Genomic DNA, 17,680 nt, shown 5'->3' with positions numbered 1-17,680 from the left:
CAATGTCCGCGGCAACGTCCGCGCGATCAGGCCGGCGCCAGTTGCTCGTCCACCACTTCGATCCAGTGCCGCACCGGCGTGCTGGTGCCGCTTTGCAAGTGCCCGATGCAGCCGATATTGGCCGACAGGATCACGTCCGGCGCGGCCGGCGCGATCGCGGCCAGCTTGCGGTCGCGCAGCGCCAACGCGATTTCGGGATTCAGCACTGAATACGCGCCCGCCGAGCCGCAGCACAGGTGCTGCTCCGCAAACGGCTGCAACTCGAACCCCAACTCGACCAGCAATCGTTCCGACAACGGCCGCAGTCCCTGCCAGTGCTGCAGGGTGCATGGCGGGTGGAACGATGCCCGCGCGCCCTTGCCCGCCAGCCGCTGGCGCAGTTGCGCCGCGTGCGGCGCCACGATTTCCGCCACGTCCTTGACCAGCGCCACGATGTCCGCCGCCCGCTGGGCGTAGGCGGGATCATGGCGCAGGTGATGCGCATACTCCTTGACCATGGCGCCGCAACCCGACGCATTCATGACGACGGCTTCGATCCCGCCATCCTTCACTAGCGGCCACCACGCGTCGATGTTGGCGCGCATCTGGTCGAGCGCGGCCGCCTGCGCGTCCAGGTGAAAGCTGGCGGCGCCGCAGCAGCCGGCGCCCGGGGCAATGCGCGCGCCGATGCCGATGGCATCCAGCACGCGGATGGTGGCGGCGTCGATCGTCGGCATCATCGACGGCTGCACGCAGCCGGCGAGCATCAGCACCTGGCGGCCATGCCCGGCCACTTGCGGGAGCGCGCCGGCGGGACGCCGTTCCGGCACCTTGCGCTTTAGCGCCTCGGGCAACAGCCCGCGCACGGCCTGGCCCGCCCGCATGGCGGGCCCGAACAGCGGCGACAGCATGGCCCGGCGCAGCATCTTGCGCTTGGCCTTCTCGGCCCAGGGCCGCGGCACGCGTTCCTCGACGATCTGGCGGCCGATGTCCACCAGATGCCCATATTCCACGCCCGACGGGCAAGTGGTTTCGCAATTGCGGCAGGTCAGGCAGCGATCCAGGTGCTGCTGGGTCGACTGCGTCGGTTCGGCGCCTTCCAGCACCTGCTTGATCAGGTAGATGCGGCCGCGCGGGCTGTCCAGTTCATCGCCCAGCACCTGGTAGGTGGGACAGGTGGCGGTGCAGAAGCCGCAGTGCACGCAGCGCCGCAGGATCGCGTCGGCCTCTTTGCCCAGGTCGGTATCGCGGGCCCAGGCTGCCAGATTGGTTTGCATGATGCCTATAGCTCCAGGACCAGCCGGCCGGGATTGAACAGCCCCGCCGGATCGAGTTCTTGCTTGAGGCGGCGCGTAATCAGCGCCACGCCCGGCGACAGCGGATGGAACACGCCGTCGGTCGGCGGCCGCGTGCCTGCCGTACGGAACAGCGTCGCATGGCCGCCCAACCGTTGCGCCAGTTCGCGCAGCTCGGCGGCATCCTGCGCGCCCGACAGCCAGCGCTGGCCGCCGCCCCACTCCACCAGGGCCTGGCCGCCGCCAATCGCCGCCGCCGTCGGCGGCAGGGCCAATCGCCACAAGGGCTGGCCCGGCGCGAAGAACGGATGGGTCTGTTCGCGCAGCCCGCTCCACCAGGCTTGCGCCGCCTCCGGCGCCAGCGGATCCCCGCCGATCACCTGCCGCGCGCTGGCGATGGCCGGCGGCGCGCCCGACAGGCGCACGTGCATCTGGCCTTCCTCGTCGGCACCGCCCACCCAGCTGGTCGCCGAAATCGGCAAGGGCTTGCCGCGCCACAGCGCGAAGCTGGCCAGGGCCTGGGCCTGCGTCGCCGGCAACGCCAGCGTCAGTTCTTCCATCGGCCGAGGCACGACCTTGAGCGACACTTCGAGGATCGCGCCGAAGATGCCATGCGAACCGGCCAGCAACCGCGACACATCGTAGCCGGCCACGTTTTTCATGACCTCGCCGCCGAACGACAGCACCCGGCCGTCGGAATCCAGCAGCTGCGCGCCCAGCACGAAGTCGCGCAAGGCGCCGGCGCTCATGCGGCGCGGCCCCGACAGTCCCGCGGCCACGCAGCCGCCGATGGTGGCGGCGGGCGAGAAATGCGGGGGTTCGAAGGCCAGCATCTGGCCGTGCTCGGCCAGCGCCGCCTCCAGTTCCGCCAGCGGCGTGCCGGCCCTGACCGTCACCACCAGTTCCGACGGGTGATAGCTGACGATGCCGCGATACGGGGTCATGTCCAGCAGGCAATGGCCATCCTGCGGCGTCACCGGCCGGTAGTTGCCGTAGAACGCCTTGCTGCCGCCGCCCATGACGAACAGCGGCTTGTGACCGGCGCGAGCCGTCATGACCTGGTCGCACAATTCCGACAGGACGAAGTCCATAAGGGAGACGTCCTAGAAGCGTGCGAGATCCGGGAAGCGCAGCTCGCCCGCGTGTACGTGCATCTTGCCGTATTCAGCGCAGCGGGCCAGCGTAGGTATGACCTTTTCGGGATTGAGCAGGCACGGCGGATCGAATGCCCGCTTGACCGCCAGGAACGCGTCGAGTTCTTCGCGAGAGAATTGCACGCACATTTGATTTATTTTCTCCATTCCCACACCGTGCTCTCCAGTCACGGTTCCTCCCACCTGCACGCACAGTTCGAGTATGGCCGCACCGAATTTCTCGGCGCGCTCCACTTCGTCCGGTTTATTCGAATCGAACAGGATCAACGGATGCAGGTTGCCATCGCCCGCATGGAACACGTTGGCGCAACGCAGGCCGAACTCGTCTTCCATTTGCTCGATGGCGCCCAGCACCCGGGCGAGATGACGGCGCGGAATCGTGCCGTCCATGCAGTAGTAATCGGGCGACACGCGCCCGGCGGCGGGAAACGCGTTCTTGCGCCCCGCCCAGAATTTGAGCCGCTCGGCCTCCGAGGCCGACACCTGGCAGCGGGTGGACCCGGCCGCGCGGAAGATGGCTTCCATGCGCGCGATCTCGTGCGCCACTTCCTCCGGCGTGCCGTCGGATTCGCACAGCAGGATGGCCTGCGCGTCCATGTCGTAGCCGGCGCGCACGAAGGGTTCGACCATGTGCGTGGCGCGCCGGTCCATCATCTCGAGCCCGGCGGGAATGATGCCGTCGGCGATCACCTGCGTCACCGCGTTGCCCGCGGCCTCGACGCTGGAAAAGCTGGCCATCACGACCTGGGCGCAGGCCGGCTTGGGAATCAGCTTGACCGTCACTTCGGTCACCACCCCCAGCATGCCTTCCGAGCCGATGAATACCGACAGCAGATCCAGTCCCGGCGCGTCCGGCGCCTCGGAACCCAGTTCCACCACGTCGCCGTCGATGGTGACCATGCGCACCCGCAGCACGTTGTGCACGGTCAGGCCGTACTTCAAGCAATGCACGCCGCCCGAATTCTCGGCGACGTTGCCGCCGATCGAACAGGCGATCTGGCTGGAAGGATCCGGCGCGTAGTACAGCCCATAGGGCGCCGCGGCCTCCGAAATGGCCAGGTTGCGCACACCGGGCTCGACCACCGCGGTCGCGCTGGCCAGGTCGATATGCTTGATGCGATTGAATTTGGACAGGCCCAGCAGCACGCCCTGGCTGTGCGGCATGGCGCCGCCCGACAGGCCGGTGCCGGCGCCGCGCGCGACCACCGGGGCATTCAGGCGCTTGCAGATGCGCATCACGGCCTGCACCTGCTCTTCGCTCTCGGGCAGGGCCACTACCGCCGGCAGCGCGCGGTACAGCGACAGGCCGTCGCATTCGTAGGGACGCGTGTCCTCTTCACGAAACAGCACGCAATGCGACGGCAGCGCGGCCGACAACGCCTCGACGAGTTGCTGCAACGAATAAGGCGCCTGCGCTTGAGCCAGGCCGGTTTCGACCAGTGAATTCATGAGCGCAACAATAGCGCGACCGCAGATTGGACGCAGGCCGGGATTTACCCGCATCCTGCGTACATCCGCCGGCCACAAGGGCGCACAGACGTAACCAGCCGTAAAGTCCCTGCGCGCCGAATGGACATGGACGTTGCCGGCCCAGGCGCCCGCTTCATTCCCATCCATTGGGAATGCCTCTCGGCCATGCCCGTCGCCGGTTCCGCTGGACGAAAAAAAACCGGCGGGTCGCCCCCGCCGGCCTTCATCTGCGCCCCTTGGGACGACTCACCAGGACACGATCTTGCCCGGGTTCAGGATGTTGTTCGGATCGAACGCATGCTTGAGGCTGCGCATCAGGTCCAGCGCGTCATCACCATGCTCTTCGGCCATGAACTGCATCTTGTGCAGGCCGACGCCGTGTTCGCCGGTGCAGGTGCCGTCGGCGGCGATCGCGCGCCGCACCAGGTTGTGGTTGATGGTTTCCGACTCCTGCCATTCGCGTTCGCTGTCGGCGTCCAGCAACATCAGCACGTGGAAATTGCCGTCGCCGACGTGGCCGACGATGGTGTACGGGAAGCTGGCCCGGTCCAGTTCCTCGACGGTGTCGCGCACGCAATCGGCCAGGCGCGAAATCGGCACGCACACGTCGGTGGTGCTGGCGCGGCATCCCGGACGCAGTTGCAGGCCGGCGAAGTAGGCATTGTGGCGCGCGGTCCACAGGCGGCTGCGGTCCTCGGGGCGCTCGGCCCATTCGAAGTCCATGCCGCCATGCTCGGCGGTGATGGCCTGCACGGTCTCGGCCTGCTCCTGCACGCCCGCCGGACTGCCGTGGAATTCGAACACCAGCAGCGGCGTCTCGCGCAACGTCAGCTTGCTGTGCAGGTTGACGGCGCGCACGCTGGCCGCGTCCATGAACTCGACACGCGCCACCGGCACGCCCATCTGGATGATCTCGATCACGCTTTGCACCGCGGCGTCGAGCGTGGGGAAGTTGCAGACCGCGGCCGACACGGCCTCGGGCTGCGGATACAGGCGCACCGTCACTTCGGTGATGATGCCGAGCGTGCCTTCGCTGCCGACGAAGATGCGGGTCAGGTCGTAGCCGGCCGACGACTTGCGGGCGCGGCCGGCGGTGCGCACGATGCGGCCGTCGGCGGTGACCACGGTCAGCGACATGACGTTTTCGCGCATGGTGCCGTAGCGCACGGCGTTGGTGCCGGAGGCGCGCGTGGCGGCCATGCCGCCCAGGCTGGCGTCGGCGCCCGGATCGATCGGGAAGAACAGGCCGGTGCTGCGGATCTCTTCATTGAGCTGCTTGCGCAGCACGCCCGCCTGCACCGTCGCGGTCAGGTCTTCGGCGTTGACGGCCAGCACCTTGTTCATCTGCGACAGGTCCAGGCTGATGCCGCCCTGGATCGCCAGGATGTGGCCTTCCAGCGACGAACCCGCGCCATAGGGAATCAGCGGCACGCGGTGTTCGTTGCACAGCCTGGCGACCTCGGCGACTTCCTCGGTGCTCTGGGCGAAGACGACGGCGTCGGGCAGCATCGCCGGATACGGCGATTCATCGCGGCCGTGGTGCTCGCGCACCGCGGAAGACTCGGAGAAACGATCGCCAAAGCGGGCGCGCAGGGCCTCGAGACAGGCGGCCGGCACCGCGCGGCGCAGCGATTCAGCGTGCAGGGGAGCATTCATGATCAGCGGATTCTCGGGTTGGGTAATCCGGCTATTCTACGCCGCCCGCCTTGCTGCGCCGCAAACCGCCGCCCGCGGCGGCTTGCGGCAATCCTGCCTTATTTGCCGGAGGTCAGCGCGACGCGGCGGCGTTCACGCACGGCATGGGCCAGGCGCTCGAGCACGGCCACCGACGCATCCCAGTCGATGCAGCCGTCGGTGATGCTCTGGCCGTAGACCAGCGGCGTGCCCGGCACCATGTCCTGGCGGCCGCCCAGCAGGTGGCTTTCGACCATCACGCCGACCAGGCGCGCGTCGCCGGCTTCCATCTGGCGCGCCACGTCCTCGATCACCAGCGGCTGGTTCTCGGGCTTCTTGCTGCTGTTGGCGTGGCTGGCATCGACCATCACGCGTTGCGCCAGGCCGGCCTTGGACATGTCCTGGCAGGCCGCGTCGACGCTGGCGGCATCGTAGTTCGGCGTCTTGCCGCCGCGCAGGATGACGTGACAGTCTTCGTTGCCCGCCGTCGAGACGATGGCCGAATGCCCGCCCTTGGTCACCGACAGGAAGTGGTGCGGCTGCGACGCCGCCTTGATCGCATCGACCGCGATCTTCACATTGCCGTCGGTGCCATTCTTGAAACCCACCGGACACGACAATCCGGACGCCAGTTCGCGATGCACCTGGCTCTCCGTCGTGCGCGCCCCGATCGCCCCCCAGGAAACCAGGTCCGCAATGTATTGCGGCGTAATCATGTCCAGGAACTCGCACCCCGCCGGCAGGCCCAGGCTGTTGATGTCCAGCAGCAGTTCGCGCGCCACGCGCACGCCCTTGTTGATGTCGAAGCTGCCGTCCAGGTCCGGATCGTTGATCAGGCCTTTCCAACCGACCGTGGTGCGCGGCTTCTCGAAATACACGCGCATGACGATTTCCAGATCCGCGCTCAGACGGTCGCGCACCGGCTTGAGCCGTTTCGCGTATTCGATCGCCGCGCGGGTGTCGTGGATCGAACACGGGCCGATCACGACGATCATGCGGTCGTCCATGCCATGCAGGATGCGGTGCATCGACTGGCGGGCGGCGAACACGGTGTCGGAGGCCTCTTTGGTGCAGGCGAACTCGCGCATCACGTGCGCGGGCGGATTCAGCTCTTTGATTTCTCGGATGCGAAGGTCGTCGGTATTGTGTGACACGGTACTGCTCCTGGGTTTCCCGCCACCGGGATCGGTCCCGGGGTGTTCCTCAAGCTGACGGCACAAAAAAAGCCGCCAGTTCGCTGGCGGCTTTTTTGGGGGGATTCTTTCCAAACTTCAGATTGAGCGCGTCCCTTCCTCCGCCAGCGGCTTCAGAAAACCATAAAAGTAAAAGTAAAAGGCGGGGGACGCGAATTTCATGGGAAAAGACTCTAGCACAAAATTTTGGAGCCGTCACGCCGGATTTCAGCGGCGGACGGCGCCCCATTTCACGCGGTGCCGCCCACCGTCAGGCCTTCCATGCGGACGGTCGGCATGCCCACGCCCACCGGCACGCTCTGGCCATCCTTGCCGCAGGTGCCCACGCCCGAATCCAGTTTCAGGTCGTCGCCGATCATGGTGACGCGGGTCATGGCATCGGGGCCGTTGCCGATCAGCGTGGCGCCCTTGACCGGATACGTCACCTTGCCGTCCTCGATCATGTAGGCCTCGGAGGCCGAGAACACGAACTTGCCGTTGGTGATGTCGACCTGGCCACCGCCGAAATTGACCGCGTACAGGCCGCGCTTGACGGACGAGATGATTTCCTCTGGCGCCTTGTCGCCGGCCAGCATGTAGGTGTTGGTCATGCGCGGCATCGGCAGGTGCGCGAACGATTCGCGGCGGCCGTTGCCGGTGGCCGCGGTCTTCATCAGTCGCGCATTCAGGGTGTCCTGCATGTAGCCGCGCAGGATGCCGTCTTCGATCAGGACGTTGCGCTGGGTGGCGTTGCCCTCATCGTCGATGTTGAGCGAACCGCGGCGGTCGGGGATGGTGCCGTCGTCGACCACGGTCACGCCCTTGGACGCGACGCGTTCACCGATACGGCCCGAGAACACGCTGGAGCCCTTGCGGTTGAAGTCGCCTTCCAGGCCATGGCCGACCGCTTCGTGCAGCAGGATGCCGGGCCAGCCCGACCCCAGCACCACCGTCATTTCGCCCGCGGGCGCGGGACGGGCTTCCAGGTTGACCATGGCTTCGTGCACGGCGCGCTCGACGTAGCCCTGCAGCATTTCGTCGGTGAAATATGCCAGCCCCAGCCGGCCGCCGCCGCCCGCATGGCCCATTTCGCGCCGGCCGTTGCGCTCGGCGATCACGGTCAGCGACAGGCGCACCAGCGGCCGCACGTCGGCGGCCAGGCGGCCATCGCTGCCGGCCACCAGCACCACGTCGTACTCGGCGCCCAGGCCGGCCATGACCTGGATCACATGCGGGTCGCGGGCCCGCGCCATGCGTTCGATGCGTTCAAGCAAGGCGACCTTCTCGGGGGCGCTCAGCGTGGCCACCGGATCGATGTCCGCATACAGGCTGCGGCCCATCTCGGCTTCGACCTGCGCCGCGACCTTGACCTTGCCGGCGCCGCGGCGGGCGATGCCGCGCACCGCGTGGGCCGACGACAGCAGCGCCTCGGGCGACAGCGAATCGGAATAGGCAAACGCGGTTTTCTCGCCACTCAAGGCGCGCACGCCGACGCCCTGGCTGATGGAGAAGCTGCCGGTCTTGACGATGCCCTCTTCCAGGCTCCAGCCTTCGCTGCGGGTGTATTGGAAGTACAGGTCGGCATAGTCGACCTTGTGGGTGAAGATTTCGCCGAGCGCGCGCGCCATGTCGGCCTCGGTCAGCCCCCAGGGGTCGAGCAACAGCGATTTGGCGGTGGCCAGGGATGCAATAGCGGGATCGATGATTTTCATAGGACTCTGTTTGGGGGCGCAGGCGCGGAAAACGCGGCAGCCGTGACACGCAAGCCTCTATCGTAACGCCGACACGGGTCCGGCGTCCCGGGCCGCGAATATTGTCTATCAAGTTAACCAATTGGGGACTGTTCCCAAACTGTTGCGGACTCGCGGCACAAAATAAGAAAGCCCCCGGCACGACCCGGACGCCGGCGGCTCCGTCGCCGTCCGGACGCGCCAAATCGGCCTGCCGCGCTTGGATCAAAAACTTGTCATACAACCCAACGACAAAATGAACACCCGGGAAAATACACGGCGCAAGGGGGCACGCATACCATTCTCGCAGGATGGGAATGAAAATCCGCATACCCTGGCCAAATCCCGCGAATATGCCACGGTATCCATGTCGTCCTACCACTGATTTGCCACGCACATTCCTCATCCGCGGAGTTTGCCAAACCCTGGCCAGGCGTGTTCCGTTACCGCGAAAAATACCGATTCCCTTCCCATCCGCTCGCTTCGTGAAACAAAACCGTGCAATTCGGCGCCCGACCGGCAGCATTCGTCCGCCCTGTGAACCAAAGACTATCTTGTTTCAATTAGTCCCAAATTTGGGAATATCATTCCCAATACTTGTTCCAGGCCGGAAGCCGCAAGACTGAACGCTCTCAGGCGGTTTTGATACAAAGTAATTAGTCCGAAACTGCGGCAATGGCTCGGTAACTTCTGTATTATGCGAGGCACAACAAATAAACATAACTCCGCCGGCGATTAAAGCAGTTCCATAATCAGGAATAACCATGGCCCGAGAAACCTACGCAGCTCTGCAAGCAAAGATCGAAAAGGAAATCAACAAGCTCCAAAAGAAGGCTGAAGTCCTCCAGACCAAGCGTCGCAAGCCGGTGATCGCTTCGATCATCACCTCGATGCGCGAGTACGACATCACGCCCGAAGAAATTGCCGCCGCCTTTGGTGCTGGCAAATCCGTTCGCACCGCCAGCAGCGGTGGTCGCCGCAAGACCGGCGCCGCCGCCCGCCCCGCCAACGCCGCCAAACGCGCCGTTGCGCCCAAGTACCGTCATCCCCAGACCGGGGAGACCTGGAGCGGCCGCGGCAAGGCGCCTCGCTGGCTCGCCGCGGAAGAAGCCGCGGGGGCCACGCGCGACAGTTTTCTTATCAAAGAATAAAACCTATCTTTCAGTAAGAAAAATAAAGGCGCACCAAAATGGTGCGCCTTTTTTATTTTCGAACAACCCTTGCGGGCTGCCGGAATTTACTGAACCGGGAATTGGATTTCGCGCTCGGCGCCATTATTTCCTGGAAAGTTGTCAAATATTGCACGAACCAGATAGGGCATCATGCGCATGAAATTGTCCTGCTCGCTGAGTATGAAAGCGCTGGACCGATAGACTTCGGCCCCGCCCCGCTGGCTGTCGTGGATCTGCAGCGTGAGCGTATTGCGCTGGGCCACCACGGGCACGTCGACCCATTCGGGGCCCCAGTAGCCGTAGTAACCACCCCAGGGACGCGGGCCGTAGAAACCGCCATAACCGTAACCGCCATTGAAATACGGATCGTACGGGCGCCGCACCATGACCTGCGTCTGCGTCGTGCCATAACGGAACGAGACATTGAAACGGGCCTTGGCGCCGCCCTGGGCTTCCACCAGTCCGGTGGCGCCGATACCGGCGCGAACCATGTCCTGGTAGGACTGGTATTCGAGGTTATTGGCCTGCGACGGCTCGGCCGGCACGAATTGGTAAGTCTGGCCTTCGACCCCGGCAGGCCATTGCTGGAACGAGGTGACGCGCGCCGATACGGTGGGGGTGGCGCATCCGCTCAGCACCAGTGCCCCGAATACGGCCAGGACGGCCGCCCAGCGGCCGGTATTGAACGGGAAAGAACGGAACATTTGCAACTCCTCATCGCGCGCAACGGCGCCCATCATACTGAGCTTGGACCGCGCGGCCCGTGGAAAGTTTACGCCTTGCGACGCCTTGCAGCCCTGCGCCCGCCGACCCAGCCACTACAATAGGACTCTCGTTCATACAGGACTGCAATCCCATGCGCACCGACACGCCCGTTACCGTATACCGCAAGGATTACCAGCCCTACCCCTACGACATCCCGCAGGTTTCCCTCGCCTTCGATCTCGCGCCCGACAGCACCGAAGTCCGCTGCGTCATGCAGGTCCGGCGCAAAGCCGAGGCCAGCGCCGACGCCGCGCTGGTGCTCGATGGCGAAGAGCTGGAACTCGTTTCGGTAGCGGTGGATGGCCAGGCGCTGCCCCCCGACCGCTACCACCTGTCCGAACACAGCCTGGCGCTGTACGGCCTGCCCGCCGAGGCCACCGTCGAGATCGTCAGCCGCTGCAAACCCTCGGCCAACTCCACGCTGATGGGCCTGTACGTTTCGGGCGGCAATTTCTTCACGCAATGCGAGGCCGAGGGCTTTCGCCGCATCACCTGGTTCGCCGACCGTCCCGACGTCATGTCGCGCTATCGCGTGACCTTGCGCGCCGCGCCGGCCTACCCGGTACTGCTGTCCAACGGCAACCTGGTGGCCTCGCGCCAACTGCCCGACGGCCGCAACGAGGTTGAATGGGAAGATCCGTTCCCCAAGCCCTGCTACCTGTTCGCCCTGGTGGGCGGCAACCTGACCCACCGCGAAACCACGGTCAAGACAGCCAGCGGCCGCGACGTGTTGTTGCAGGTCTACAGCGACCCGGGCGCCGAGACCAAGACCGAATGGGCGCTGGATTCCCTGGTGCGCGCGCTGCGCTGGGACGAAACCCGCTTCGGCCTGGAACTCGACCTGGACCGCTTCATGGTGGTGGCCGTCCATGACTTCAACATGGGCGCGATGGAGAACAAGGGTCTGAACATTTTCAATGCCGCCTACGTGCTGGCCGACGCGGATACCGCCACGGACGCCAACTACGAAGGCATCGAATCGGTCATCGGCCACGAGTACTTCCACAACTGGACCGGCAACCGCGTCACCTGCCGCGACTGGTTCCAGTTGAGCCTGAAGGAAGGCCTGACGGTCTTCCGCGACCAGGAATTCAGCGCCGACATGATGGCGCAGGACATGGACGAGGCCGCTGCCGCCAGCGCCCGCGCGGTCAAGCGCATCGACGACGTGGTGACGCTGCGCGCGGCGCAGTTCCCCGAGGACGCGGGCCCGATGGCCCACCCGATCCGCCCCGACAGCTACCAGGAAATCGGCAATTTCTATACCGCCACGGTGTACGAGAAAGGCGCCGAAGTCATCCGCATGCAGCACACGCTGCTGGGCGAGGCGGGCTTTCGCGCCGGCATGGACGAGTATTTCCGCCGCCACGACGGCCAGGCCGTGACCTGCGATGACTTCGTCGCCGCCATGGAATCGGTCTACACGCGCCAGCACCCGGGCCGTGATCTGTCGGTGTTCCGCAACTGGTACCGCCAGGCGGGCACGCCGCGCGTGACGGTCAAGCTGACGCACGACGCCGCGGCGCGCCGCTGCACCGTGACGCTGTCGCAGGAATGCCAGCCGGTCGGCGTCGAGAAGAAGGCCCCCGCCGGCTTCGTCAAGGCGCCGTACCACATCCCGTTCGCCATCGGCCTGCTGGACCGCCATGGCCGCGCCCTGCCCCTGCGGCTCGACGGCGTGGAGCGTGACACGGCGCTGCTGGAGCTGACCACGCAGACCCAGCAATGGCATTTCGACGGCATCGACGAGATGCCAGTGCCTTCGCTGCTGCGCGATTTTTCCGCGCCGGTGATCGTCGATTACGACTGGAGCGACGAGGAACTGGCGCTGCTGTCGGCCCACGACGGCAACCCCTTCGCGCGCTGGGAAGCCGGCCAGGAACTGGCCACCCGCCAGATCCTGGCGCTGGCCGAGGCGCGCCAGGCCGGCCGCACGCTGCACGCCGCCCCGGCCTTCATCGCCGCCTGGCGCGCGCTGTTGATCGACCCGGCGCTGGATGCCGCCTACCGCGCCCGCGCCCTGGCGCTGCCGTCGGAAAAGACGCTGGCCGAACGCATGCAGGCCGTTGATCCGCCGGCGCTGGCGGTGGCGCGCGACTTCCTGCGCGCCGAGCTGGGCCGGCAGTTGGCGGCCGAATTCCGCCAGGCCTTCGATGACAACCAGACGCCGGGCGCATACAGCCCCGCGCCAGTGCCGGCCAGCAAGCGCGCGATGAAGAACCTGGCGCTCAGCCATCTGATGGCGGCCGGCGAGCACGAGGCGCAGCGCCTGGCCGAGCAGCAATACGAGCACGCCGGCAACATGACCGACAGCATGGCGGCGCTGTCGGCCCTGATCAACTACGGCCAGGGCGATTTCCCGCAACAGGCGCTGGCCGCGTTCTACGACAAGTGGCGCGACAACGCGCTGGTGGTGGACAAGTGGTTCGCGTTGCAGGCCGCGGCGCGCTACACCACGGTGCAAACCGCGCGCGAGCTGATGACGCACCCGGCCTTCACGCTGCGCAATCCCAACCGGGCGCGCGCGCTGATTTTCCAGTTCTGCCTGAACAACGCCCGCGGCATGCACCATCCGGATGGATCGGGCTACGCCTTCTGGGCCGAGCAGGTGCTGGCGCTGGATGCGCTCAATCCCGAAATCGCGGCGCGCCTGGCGCGCGCCCTGGACAACTGGTCGCGCTACGTGCCCGCCCTGCGCGGCCCCATGCAGGAAGCCCTGCAGCGGGTGCGCGGCCACGAGGGGCTGTCGCGCAACGTGCAGGAAATCGTATCCAAGGCTTTAGAATTCGCAGCATAGGGAGAACCTCTTGAAACGTAAAACACTTACCCAATACCTGGTGGAGCAGCAACGCTCCGCGCAGGCCCTGGCCCCCGAAGTGCGGCTGCTCATCGAAGTCGTGGCGCGCGCCTGCAAGGCGATCAGCCACGCGGTCAGCAAGGGCGCGCTCGGCGGCGTCCTGGGCAGCCTCGAAAGCGAGAACGTGCAGGGCGAAGTGCAGAAGAAGCTGGACGTGCTGTCCAACGAGATCCTGCTCGAAGCCAACGAATGGGGCGGCCATCTTGCGGCCATGGCCTCGGAAGAGATGGAGACCATCCACCTGATTCCGAACCGCTACCCCAAGGGCGAATACCTGCTGCTGTTCGATCCGCTGGACGGCTCGTCGAACATCGACGTGAACGTGTCGATCGGCACCATCTTCTCGGTGCTGCACGCTCCTCACAACGTGTCGGGCGCGCCGGTCTGTGAGGCCGACTTCCTGCAGCCGGGCAACAAGCAGGTGGTGGCCGGCTATGCCGTCTACGGCCCGCAGACCATGCTGGTGCTGACCATCGGCAACGGCGTGGTCGGCTTCACGCTGGACCGCGAAATGGGCTCGTGGGTGCTGACCCACGAGAACATCCGCGTGCCGGAGGACACCAAGGAATTCGCCATCAACATGTCGAACATGCGCCACTGGGCCGCCCCGGTCAAGCGCTACATCGACGACTGCCTGGCCGGCTCCACCGGCCCCCTGGGCAAGGACTACAACATGCGCTGGATCGCCTCGATGGTGGCCGACGTGCATCGCATCCTGACCCGCGGCGGCATCTTCATGTACCCCTGGGACGCGCGCGAGCCGGGCAAGGCCGGCAAGCTGCGCCTGATGTACGAAGCCAACCCCATGAGCTTCCTCATCGAACAGGCCGGCGGCGCCTCCATCAACGGCACCCAGCGCATCATGGACATCCAGCCGGAAAAGCTGCACCAGCGCGTCAGCGTGATCCTGGGCTCGAAGAACGAAGTCGAGCGCGTGGGCCGCTACCACGCCGAGGACGCGGGCAAGTAAGCCACGCACGCGGCCAAACGAAAAGCCCCGGCCTGAGCCGGGGCTTTTTTCATCCAGATCCCGCGAAGGGGTTACTTGACCTCTTCGATGGACTTCACGTCGTCCTTGTTGATCTGGACCTTCTTGCCGTCCTTGTCGTATTCGTACATGCCGGACTTCTTGTCGTAGGTCGGCTCGTCGGGCGTCACGGTCGAGGTCCCGTCCCGTTGCTGAATAACCGAGGGCGACGAGCATCCGGCCAGCACCCCTACTCCGGTCACCACCAGGGCCAACGTCATGGTCTTCAGATTCATGGGCGTGTTCTCCGATTGTGAATGGTGAATTCACTTTATCGGATGACCGCCCGGAAAAAGTGACGGCATGTGGCCAAAATGCGTATGAACGTAAAAAACCCCTCGCGGTTCACACCGGCGAGGGGTTGCAACCCCATACAACCGCAAGCTGCCTTTACACCTTGGCGTGCGCCTCGATGTAGCGGCGCACGGCGGCGGCATCGCAGTCCATGACTTCGACGCGCTGCGGCAAGGATTCCAGGTTGGCCAGGTTGCCAGGCGGCGTGGCCGGACGGCCCAGCGCGGCCTCGATGGTTTCCGAGAACTTGGCCGGCAAGGCGGTTTCCAGCACCAGCATCGGCACGCCGGGTTCGACGTGCTCGCGCGCGACCTTGACGCCGTCGGCGGTGTGCGGATCGACCAGCACGCCGGTCTCGTCGTAGAGCGAACGGATGGTGGCCAGGCGGTCTTCGTGCGTGCTGGCGCCCGAGACGAAGCCGTACTGCGCCTCGAATTGCGGCTTGAGCGCCGACAGGTCGAAGAAACCATCGCGCGCCATGTCGGCCCACAGCGCCTTGACGCGGCCGGCGTCGCGGCCCACCAGGTCGAACACGAAGCGCTCGAAGTTCGAGGCGCGCGAAATGTCCATCGACGGGCTGGAGGTGGCGTAGGTCTGTTCGGCCGGGCGCGGACGGTAGATGCCAGTGCGGAAGAACTCTTCCAGCACGTTGTTCTCGTTGGTGGCCAGCACCAGGCGGCGCACCGGCAGGCCCATGCCGCGGGCGATGTGGCCCGACAGGATGTTGCCGAAGTTGCCCGAGGGCACCGTGAACGAGACCTGCTGGCCCGGCTTGTCGGTGGCGCGCAGCCAGCCGTGGAAGTAGTACACCACCTGGGCGGCGATGCGCGCCCAGTTGATCGAGTTGACCGCGCCCAGGCGGTACTTGGCCTTGAAAGCCAGGTCGCCGGCCAGCGCCTTGACGATGTCCTGGGCTTCGTCGAACACGCCGCGCACCGCGATGTTGTGGATGTTCTCGTCCTGCAGCGAGTACATCTGGGCGCGCTGGAACGCGCTCATGCGGCCGTGCGGCGACAGCATGAACACGGCCACGCCGCGTTTGCCGCGCAGCGCGTATTCGGCCGCCGAACCGGTGTCGCCGGAGGTGGCGCCAACGATGTTGAGCGTGGTGCCGCGGCGGGTCAGCACGTATTCGAACACCTGGCCCAGGAACTGCATGGCCATGTCCTTGAAGGCCAGCGTCGGGCCTTCGGACAGCCCCAGCAGCGACAGGCCGTCGTTCAGCGGACGCAGCGGGACGATGTCTTCGCTGTTGAAGATCTGCGGGGTGTAGGCGGCGCGGGTCAGGCGGCGCAGGTCCTCGGCCGGGATGTCGGTGGCAAAGCGCGACAGCACTTCGAACGCCAGGTCGGCGTACGACAGGCCGCGCCACGATTCCAGCGTCTCGGCCGAAATCTGCGGCAACTGTTCCGGCACGGCCAGGCCGCCGTCCGGCGCCAGCCCTTCGAGCAGGATGTCGGAAAACGGCAGGGGCGCCATGCCCCCCCGCGTAGAAATGTAGTTCATGTCATTGACTCCACAATGCACTGCGTCCCGCCAAGCCAGGCCGCGCGGAGCCGGCTCCGCCGGGCCGCCGCCGGTGCCCCCTTGAGGGGGAGGCGCCGCGGGCGCTTCGGGGGTGGGCCTTCCTCATACCAAATGCTCCACGCGCAGGCGCGTGACCTTGGAACGGACAAAGGGCAAGGCCTCGATGCGCTCGATGGCCTGGTTGACGTTGCCTTCCACCGCTTCATGCGTCAGGAAGATGATGTCCGCGCCGCCGATGTGCGAAGGCTGCTGGATCATCGAGCCGATCGAGATGGAGCGGTCGGCCAGGAGGCGCGCGATGTCGGCCAGCACGCCCGGCTGGTCGTCCACGCGCAGGCGCAGGTAGTACGACGTGCTGACCTGCTCGATCGGCAGGATCGGCGTGTCGGCCATGGCGTCCGGCTGGAACGCCAGGTGCGGCACGCGGTTGCCCGGATCGGCGGTGTGCAGGCGGGTCACGTCGACCAGGTCGGCCACCACCGCCGAGGCGGTCGGCTCTTCGCCGGCGCCCTGGCCGTAGTACAGCGTCGGGCCGACGGCGTCGCCCTTGACCAGCACCGCGTTCATCGCGCCTTCGACGTTGGCCAGCAGGCGCTCGGCCGGCACCAGCGCCGGATGCACGCGCAGCTCGATGCCGTCGGCGCGGCGTTTGGTGATGCCCAGCAGCTTGATGCGGTAGCCCAGGCGCTCGGCGTGCTCGATGTCCTCGGCGGCCAGCTGCGAGATGCCTTCGATGTACGCGCGGTCGAACTGCACCGGCACGCCGAAGGCCAGCGAGGCCAGCAGCGTCAGCTTGTGCGCGGCGTCGACGCCTTCCACGTCGAACGTGGGATCGGCTTCGGCGTAACCCAGGCGCTGGGCCTCGGCCAGCACGTCGGCGAACGGCAGGCCGCGCGAGCGCATTTCCGACAGGATGAAATTGGTGGTGCCGTTGATGATGCCGGCGACCCACTGGATGCGGTTGGCGGTCAGGCCTTCGCGGATGGCCTTGATGATGGGGATGCCGCCGGCGACGGCGGCTTCGAACGCCACCATCACGCCGCGCTCGGAGGCCGCGGCGAAGATCTCGTTGCCGTGCTTGGCCAGCAGCGCCTTGTTGGCGGTGACCACGTGCTTGCCGTTGGCGATGGCTTCCAGCACCAGCTCGCGCGCCAGGGTATCGCCGCCGATCAGCTCGACCACGATGTCGATCTCGGGATCGCGCACCAGCGCGTGCACGTCGGTGTCCACGGGCAGCGTGTCGCCGACGCGGGCGCGCGCCTTGGGCACGTCGCGCACGGCGGCGCGGGTCACTTCAATGCGGCGACCGGCGCGGCGCGCGATCTCTTCCGCATTGCGCGACAGCACCGTCCAGGTGCCGCCGCCGACCACGCCCAGGCCGAGCAGGCCCACTTTCATGGGATTCATCGCGGCGCCCTCCGCGGGCGGGCGTTGAGGCGAATTCATTTCATTTCTCCATAATGCGGGCGCTACGCCACGCAAGCCACGCAAAAAACGGCTGCCCCCGTATCGGGATGCCGCGGATCCGGCTCCGCCGGTCCGCAGGCGCTTCGGGGGTGGGCCT

13 protein-coding genes are annotated in these 17,680 nt (G+C 66.2%); 3 read left to right on the top strand and 10 right to left on the bottom strand.

Features of this window, described 5'->3' with window-relative positions; translation table 11 throughout:
* Nucleotides 1–26: 26 nt before the first annotated feature.
* The 6 genes from glcF to tldD all read right to left on the bottom strand — a co-directional run bounded on the left by glcF (nt 27) and on the right by tldD (nt 8,456).
* Nucleotides 27–1,256: a glycolate oxidase subunit GlcF gene (gene glcF, locus AT699_RS08855; RefSeq protein ID WP_024068248.1), complete on the bottom strand. Its 1,230-nt coding sequence runs from the start codon at nt 1,254–1,256 to the stop codon at nt 27–29.
* Between the two features lie 5 nt (nt 1,257–1,261).
* Complete coding sequence (gene glcE, locus AT699_RS08850; protein WP_024068247.1) at nt 1,262–2,365, bottom strand: glycolate oxidase subunit GlcE; 1,104 nt, start codon at nt 2,363–2,365, stop codon at nt 1,262–1,264.
* A gap of 12 nt (nt 2,366–2,377) precedes the next feature.
* On the bottom strand, nt 2,378–3,877 hold the full coding sequence (locus AT699_RS08845) for an FAD-linked oxidase C-terminal domain-containing protein (protein WP_006388443.1): 1,500 nt from the start codon (nt 3,875–3,877) through the stop codon (nt 2,378–2,380).
* 267 nt (nt 3,878–4,144) lie between these two features.
* Nucleotides 4,145–5,554 carry an FAD-binding oxidoreductase gene (locus AT699_RS08840; RefSeq protein WP_024068245.1) on the bottom strand — a complete coding sequence of 470 codons (1,410 nt, stop codon included), beginning with the start codon at nt 5,552–5,554 and terminating at the stop codon, nt 4,145–4,147.
* Nucleotides 5,555–5,652: 98 nt separating this feature from the next.
* Nucleotides 5,653–6,726: a 3-deoxy-7-phosphoheptulonate synthase AroG gene (gene aroG, locus AT699_RS08835; RefSeq protein ID WP_006388441.1), complete on the bottom strand. Its 1,074-nt coding sequence runs from the start codon at nt 6,724–6,726 to the stop codon at nt 5,653–5,655.
* A gap of 269 nt (nt 6,727–6,995) precedes the next feature.
* A complete protein-coding gene (tldD, locus tag AT699_RS08830) occupies nt 6,996–8,456 on the bottom strand; it encodes a metalloprotease TldD (RefSeq protein WP_024068244.1) in 1,461 nt (486 codons plus the stop codon).
* 782 nt (nt 8,457–9,238) lie between these two features.
* On the opposite strand from tldD, the gene AT699_RS08825 reads away from it, so the two are divergent.
* Entirely contained in the window at nt 9,239–9,625 is a 387-nt protein-coding gene (locus AT699_RS08825) for an H-NS histone family protein (protein WP_006388439.1), read from the top strand.
* Nucleotides 9,626–9,711: 86 nt separating this feature from the next.
* Here the strand turns inward: AT699_RS08825 and AT699_RS08820 are convergent, their stop codons facing one another.
* Nucleotides 9,712–10,350 (bottom strand): DUF4136 domain-containing protein, encoded by a 639-nt coding sequence (locus AT699_RS08820; protein ID WP_006388438.1) that lies wholly within the window; start codon nt 10,348–10,350, stop codon nt 9,712–9,714.
* 152 nt (nt 10,351–10,502) lie between these two features.
* Between AT699_RS08820 and pepN the strand changes: the two genes are divergently transcribed.
* The gene (gene pepN, locus AT699_RS08815) at nt 10,503–13,208 is read left to right on the top strand and encodes an aminopeptidase N (RefSeq protein ID WP_024068243.1); all 2,706 of its coding nucleotides are present in this window, start codon (nt 10,503–10,505) and stop codon (nt 13,206–13,208) included.
* Between the two features lie 10 nt (nt 13,209–13,218).
* Nucleotides 13,219–14,238, top strand: a complete 1,020-nt coding sequence (locus AT699_RS08810) for a class 1 fructose-bisphosphatase (protein ID WP_006388436.1) — start codon at nt 13,219–13,221, stop codon at nt 14,236–14,238.
* Nucleotides 14,239–14,309: 71 nt separating this feature from the next.
* On the opposite strand, the gene AT699_RS08805 is transcribed toward AT699_RS08810, so the two are convergent.
* From AT699_RS08805 to AT699_RS08795, 3 genes are all read right to left on the bottom strand, one after another.
* Complete coding sequence (locus AT699_RS08805; RefSeq protein WP_006388435.1) at nt 14,310–14,531, bottom strand: YgdI/YgdR family lipoprotein; 222 nt, start codon at nt 14,529–14,531, stop codon at nt 14,310–14,312.
* Between the two features lie 154 nt (nt 14,532–14,685).
* On the bottom strand, nt 14,686–16,095 hold the full coding sequence (gene thrC, locus AT699_RS08800) for a threonine synthase (RefSeq protein ID WP_006388434.1): 1,410 nt from the start codon (nt 16,093–16,095) through the stop codon (nt 14,686–14,688).
* Between the two features lie 123 nt (nt 16,096–16,218).
* On the bottom strand, nt 16,219–17,523 hold the full coding sequence (locus AT699_RS08795) for a homoserine dehydrogenase (protein ID WP_020924485.1): 1,305 nt from the start codon (nt 17,521–17,523) through the stop codon (nt 16,219–16,221).
* Nucleotides 17,524–17,680: the final 157 nt, after the last annotated feature.

Source organism: Achromobacter xylosoxidans, assembly GCF_001457475.1.
Classification (GTDB): domain Bacteria; phylum Pseudomonadota; class Gammaproteobacteria; order Burkholderiales; family Burkholderiaceae_B; genus Achromobacter; species Achromobacter xylosoxidans.
Note: the sequence above shows the minus strand (reverse complement) of the source record. Positions and strands in the feature narration are given on the sequence as shown.

Bases quoted from the DNA above. Each gene is read 5' to 3' on its own strand.
- AT699_RS08805 (WP_006388435.1), bottom strand. From the start codon at position 14,531: ATGAATCTGAAGACCATGACGTTGGCCCTGGTGGTGACCGGAGTAGGG.
- AT699_RS08795 (WP_020924485.1), bottom strand. From the start codon at position 17,523: ATGAATCCCATGAAAGTGGGCCTGCTCGGCCTGGGCGTGGTCGGCGGC.
- tldD (WP_024068244.1), bottom strand. From the start codon at position 8,456: ATGAAAATCATCGATCCCGCTATTGCATCCCTGGCCACCGCCAAATCG.
- AT699_RS08820 (WP_006388438.1), bottom strand. From the start codon at position 10,350: ATGTTCCGTTCTTTCCCGTTCAATACCGGCCGCTGGGCGGCCGTCCTG.
- AT699_RS08840 (WP_024068245.1), bottom strand. From the start codon at position 5,554: ATGAATGCTCCCCTGCACGCTGAATCGCTGCGCCGCGCGGTGCCGGCC.
- AT699_RS08825 (WP_006388439.1), top strand. From the start codon at position 9,239: ATGGCCCGAGAAACCTACGCAGCTCTGCAAGCAAAGATCGAAAAGGAA.
- AT699_RS08845 (WP_006388443.1), bottom strand. From the start codon at position 3,877: ATGAATTCACTGGTCGAAACCGGCCTGGCTCAAGCGCAGGCGCCTTAT.
- pepN (WP_024068243.1), top strand. From the start codon at position 10,503: ATGCGCACCGACACGCCCGTTACCGTATACCGCAAGGATTACCAGCCC.
- glcF (WP_024068248.1), bottom strand. From the start codon at position 1,256: ATGCAAACCAATCTGGCAGCCTGGGCCCGCGATACCGACCTGGGCAAA.
- thrC (WP_006388434.1), bottom strand. From the start codon at position 16,095: ATGAACTACATTTCTACGCGGGGGGGCATGGCGCCCCTGCCGTTTTCC.
- glcE (WP_024068247.1), bottom strand. From the start codon at position 2,365: ATGGACTTCGTCCTGTCGGAATTGTGCGACCAGGTCATGACGGCTCGC.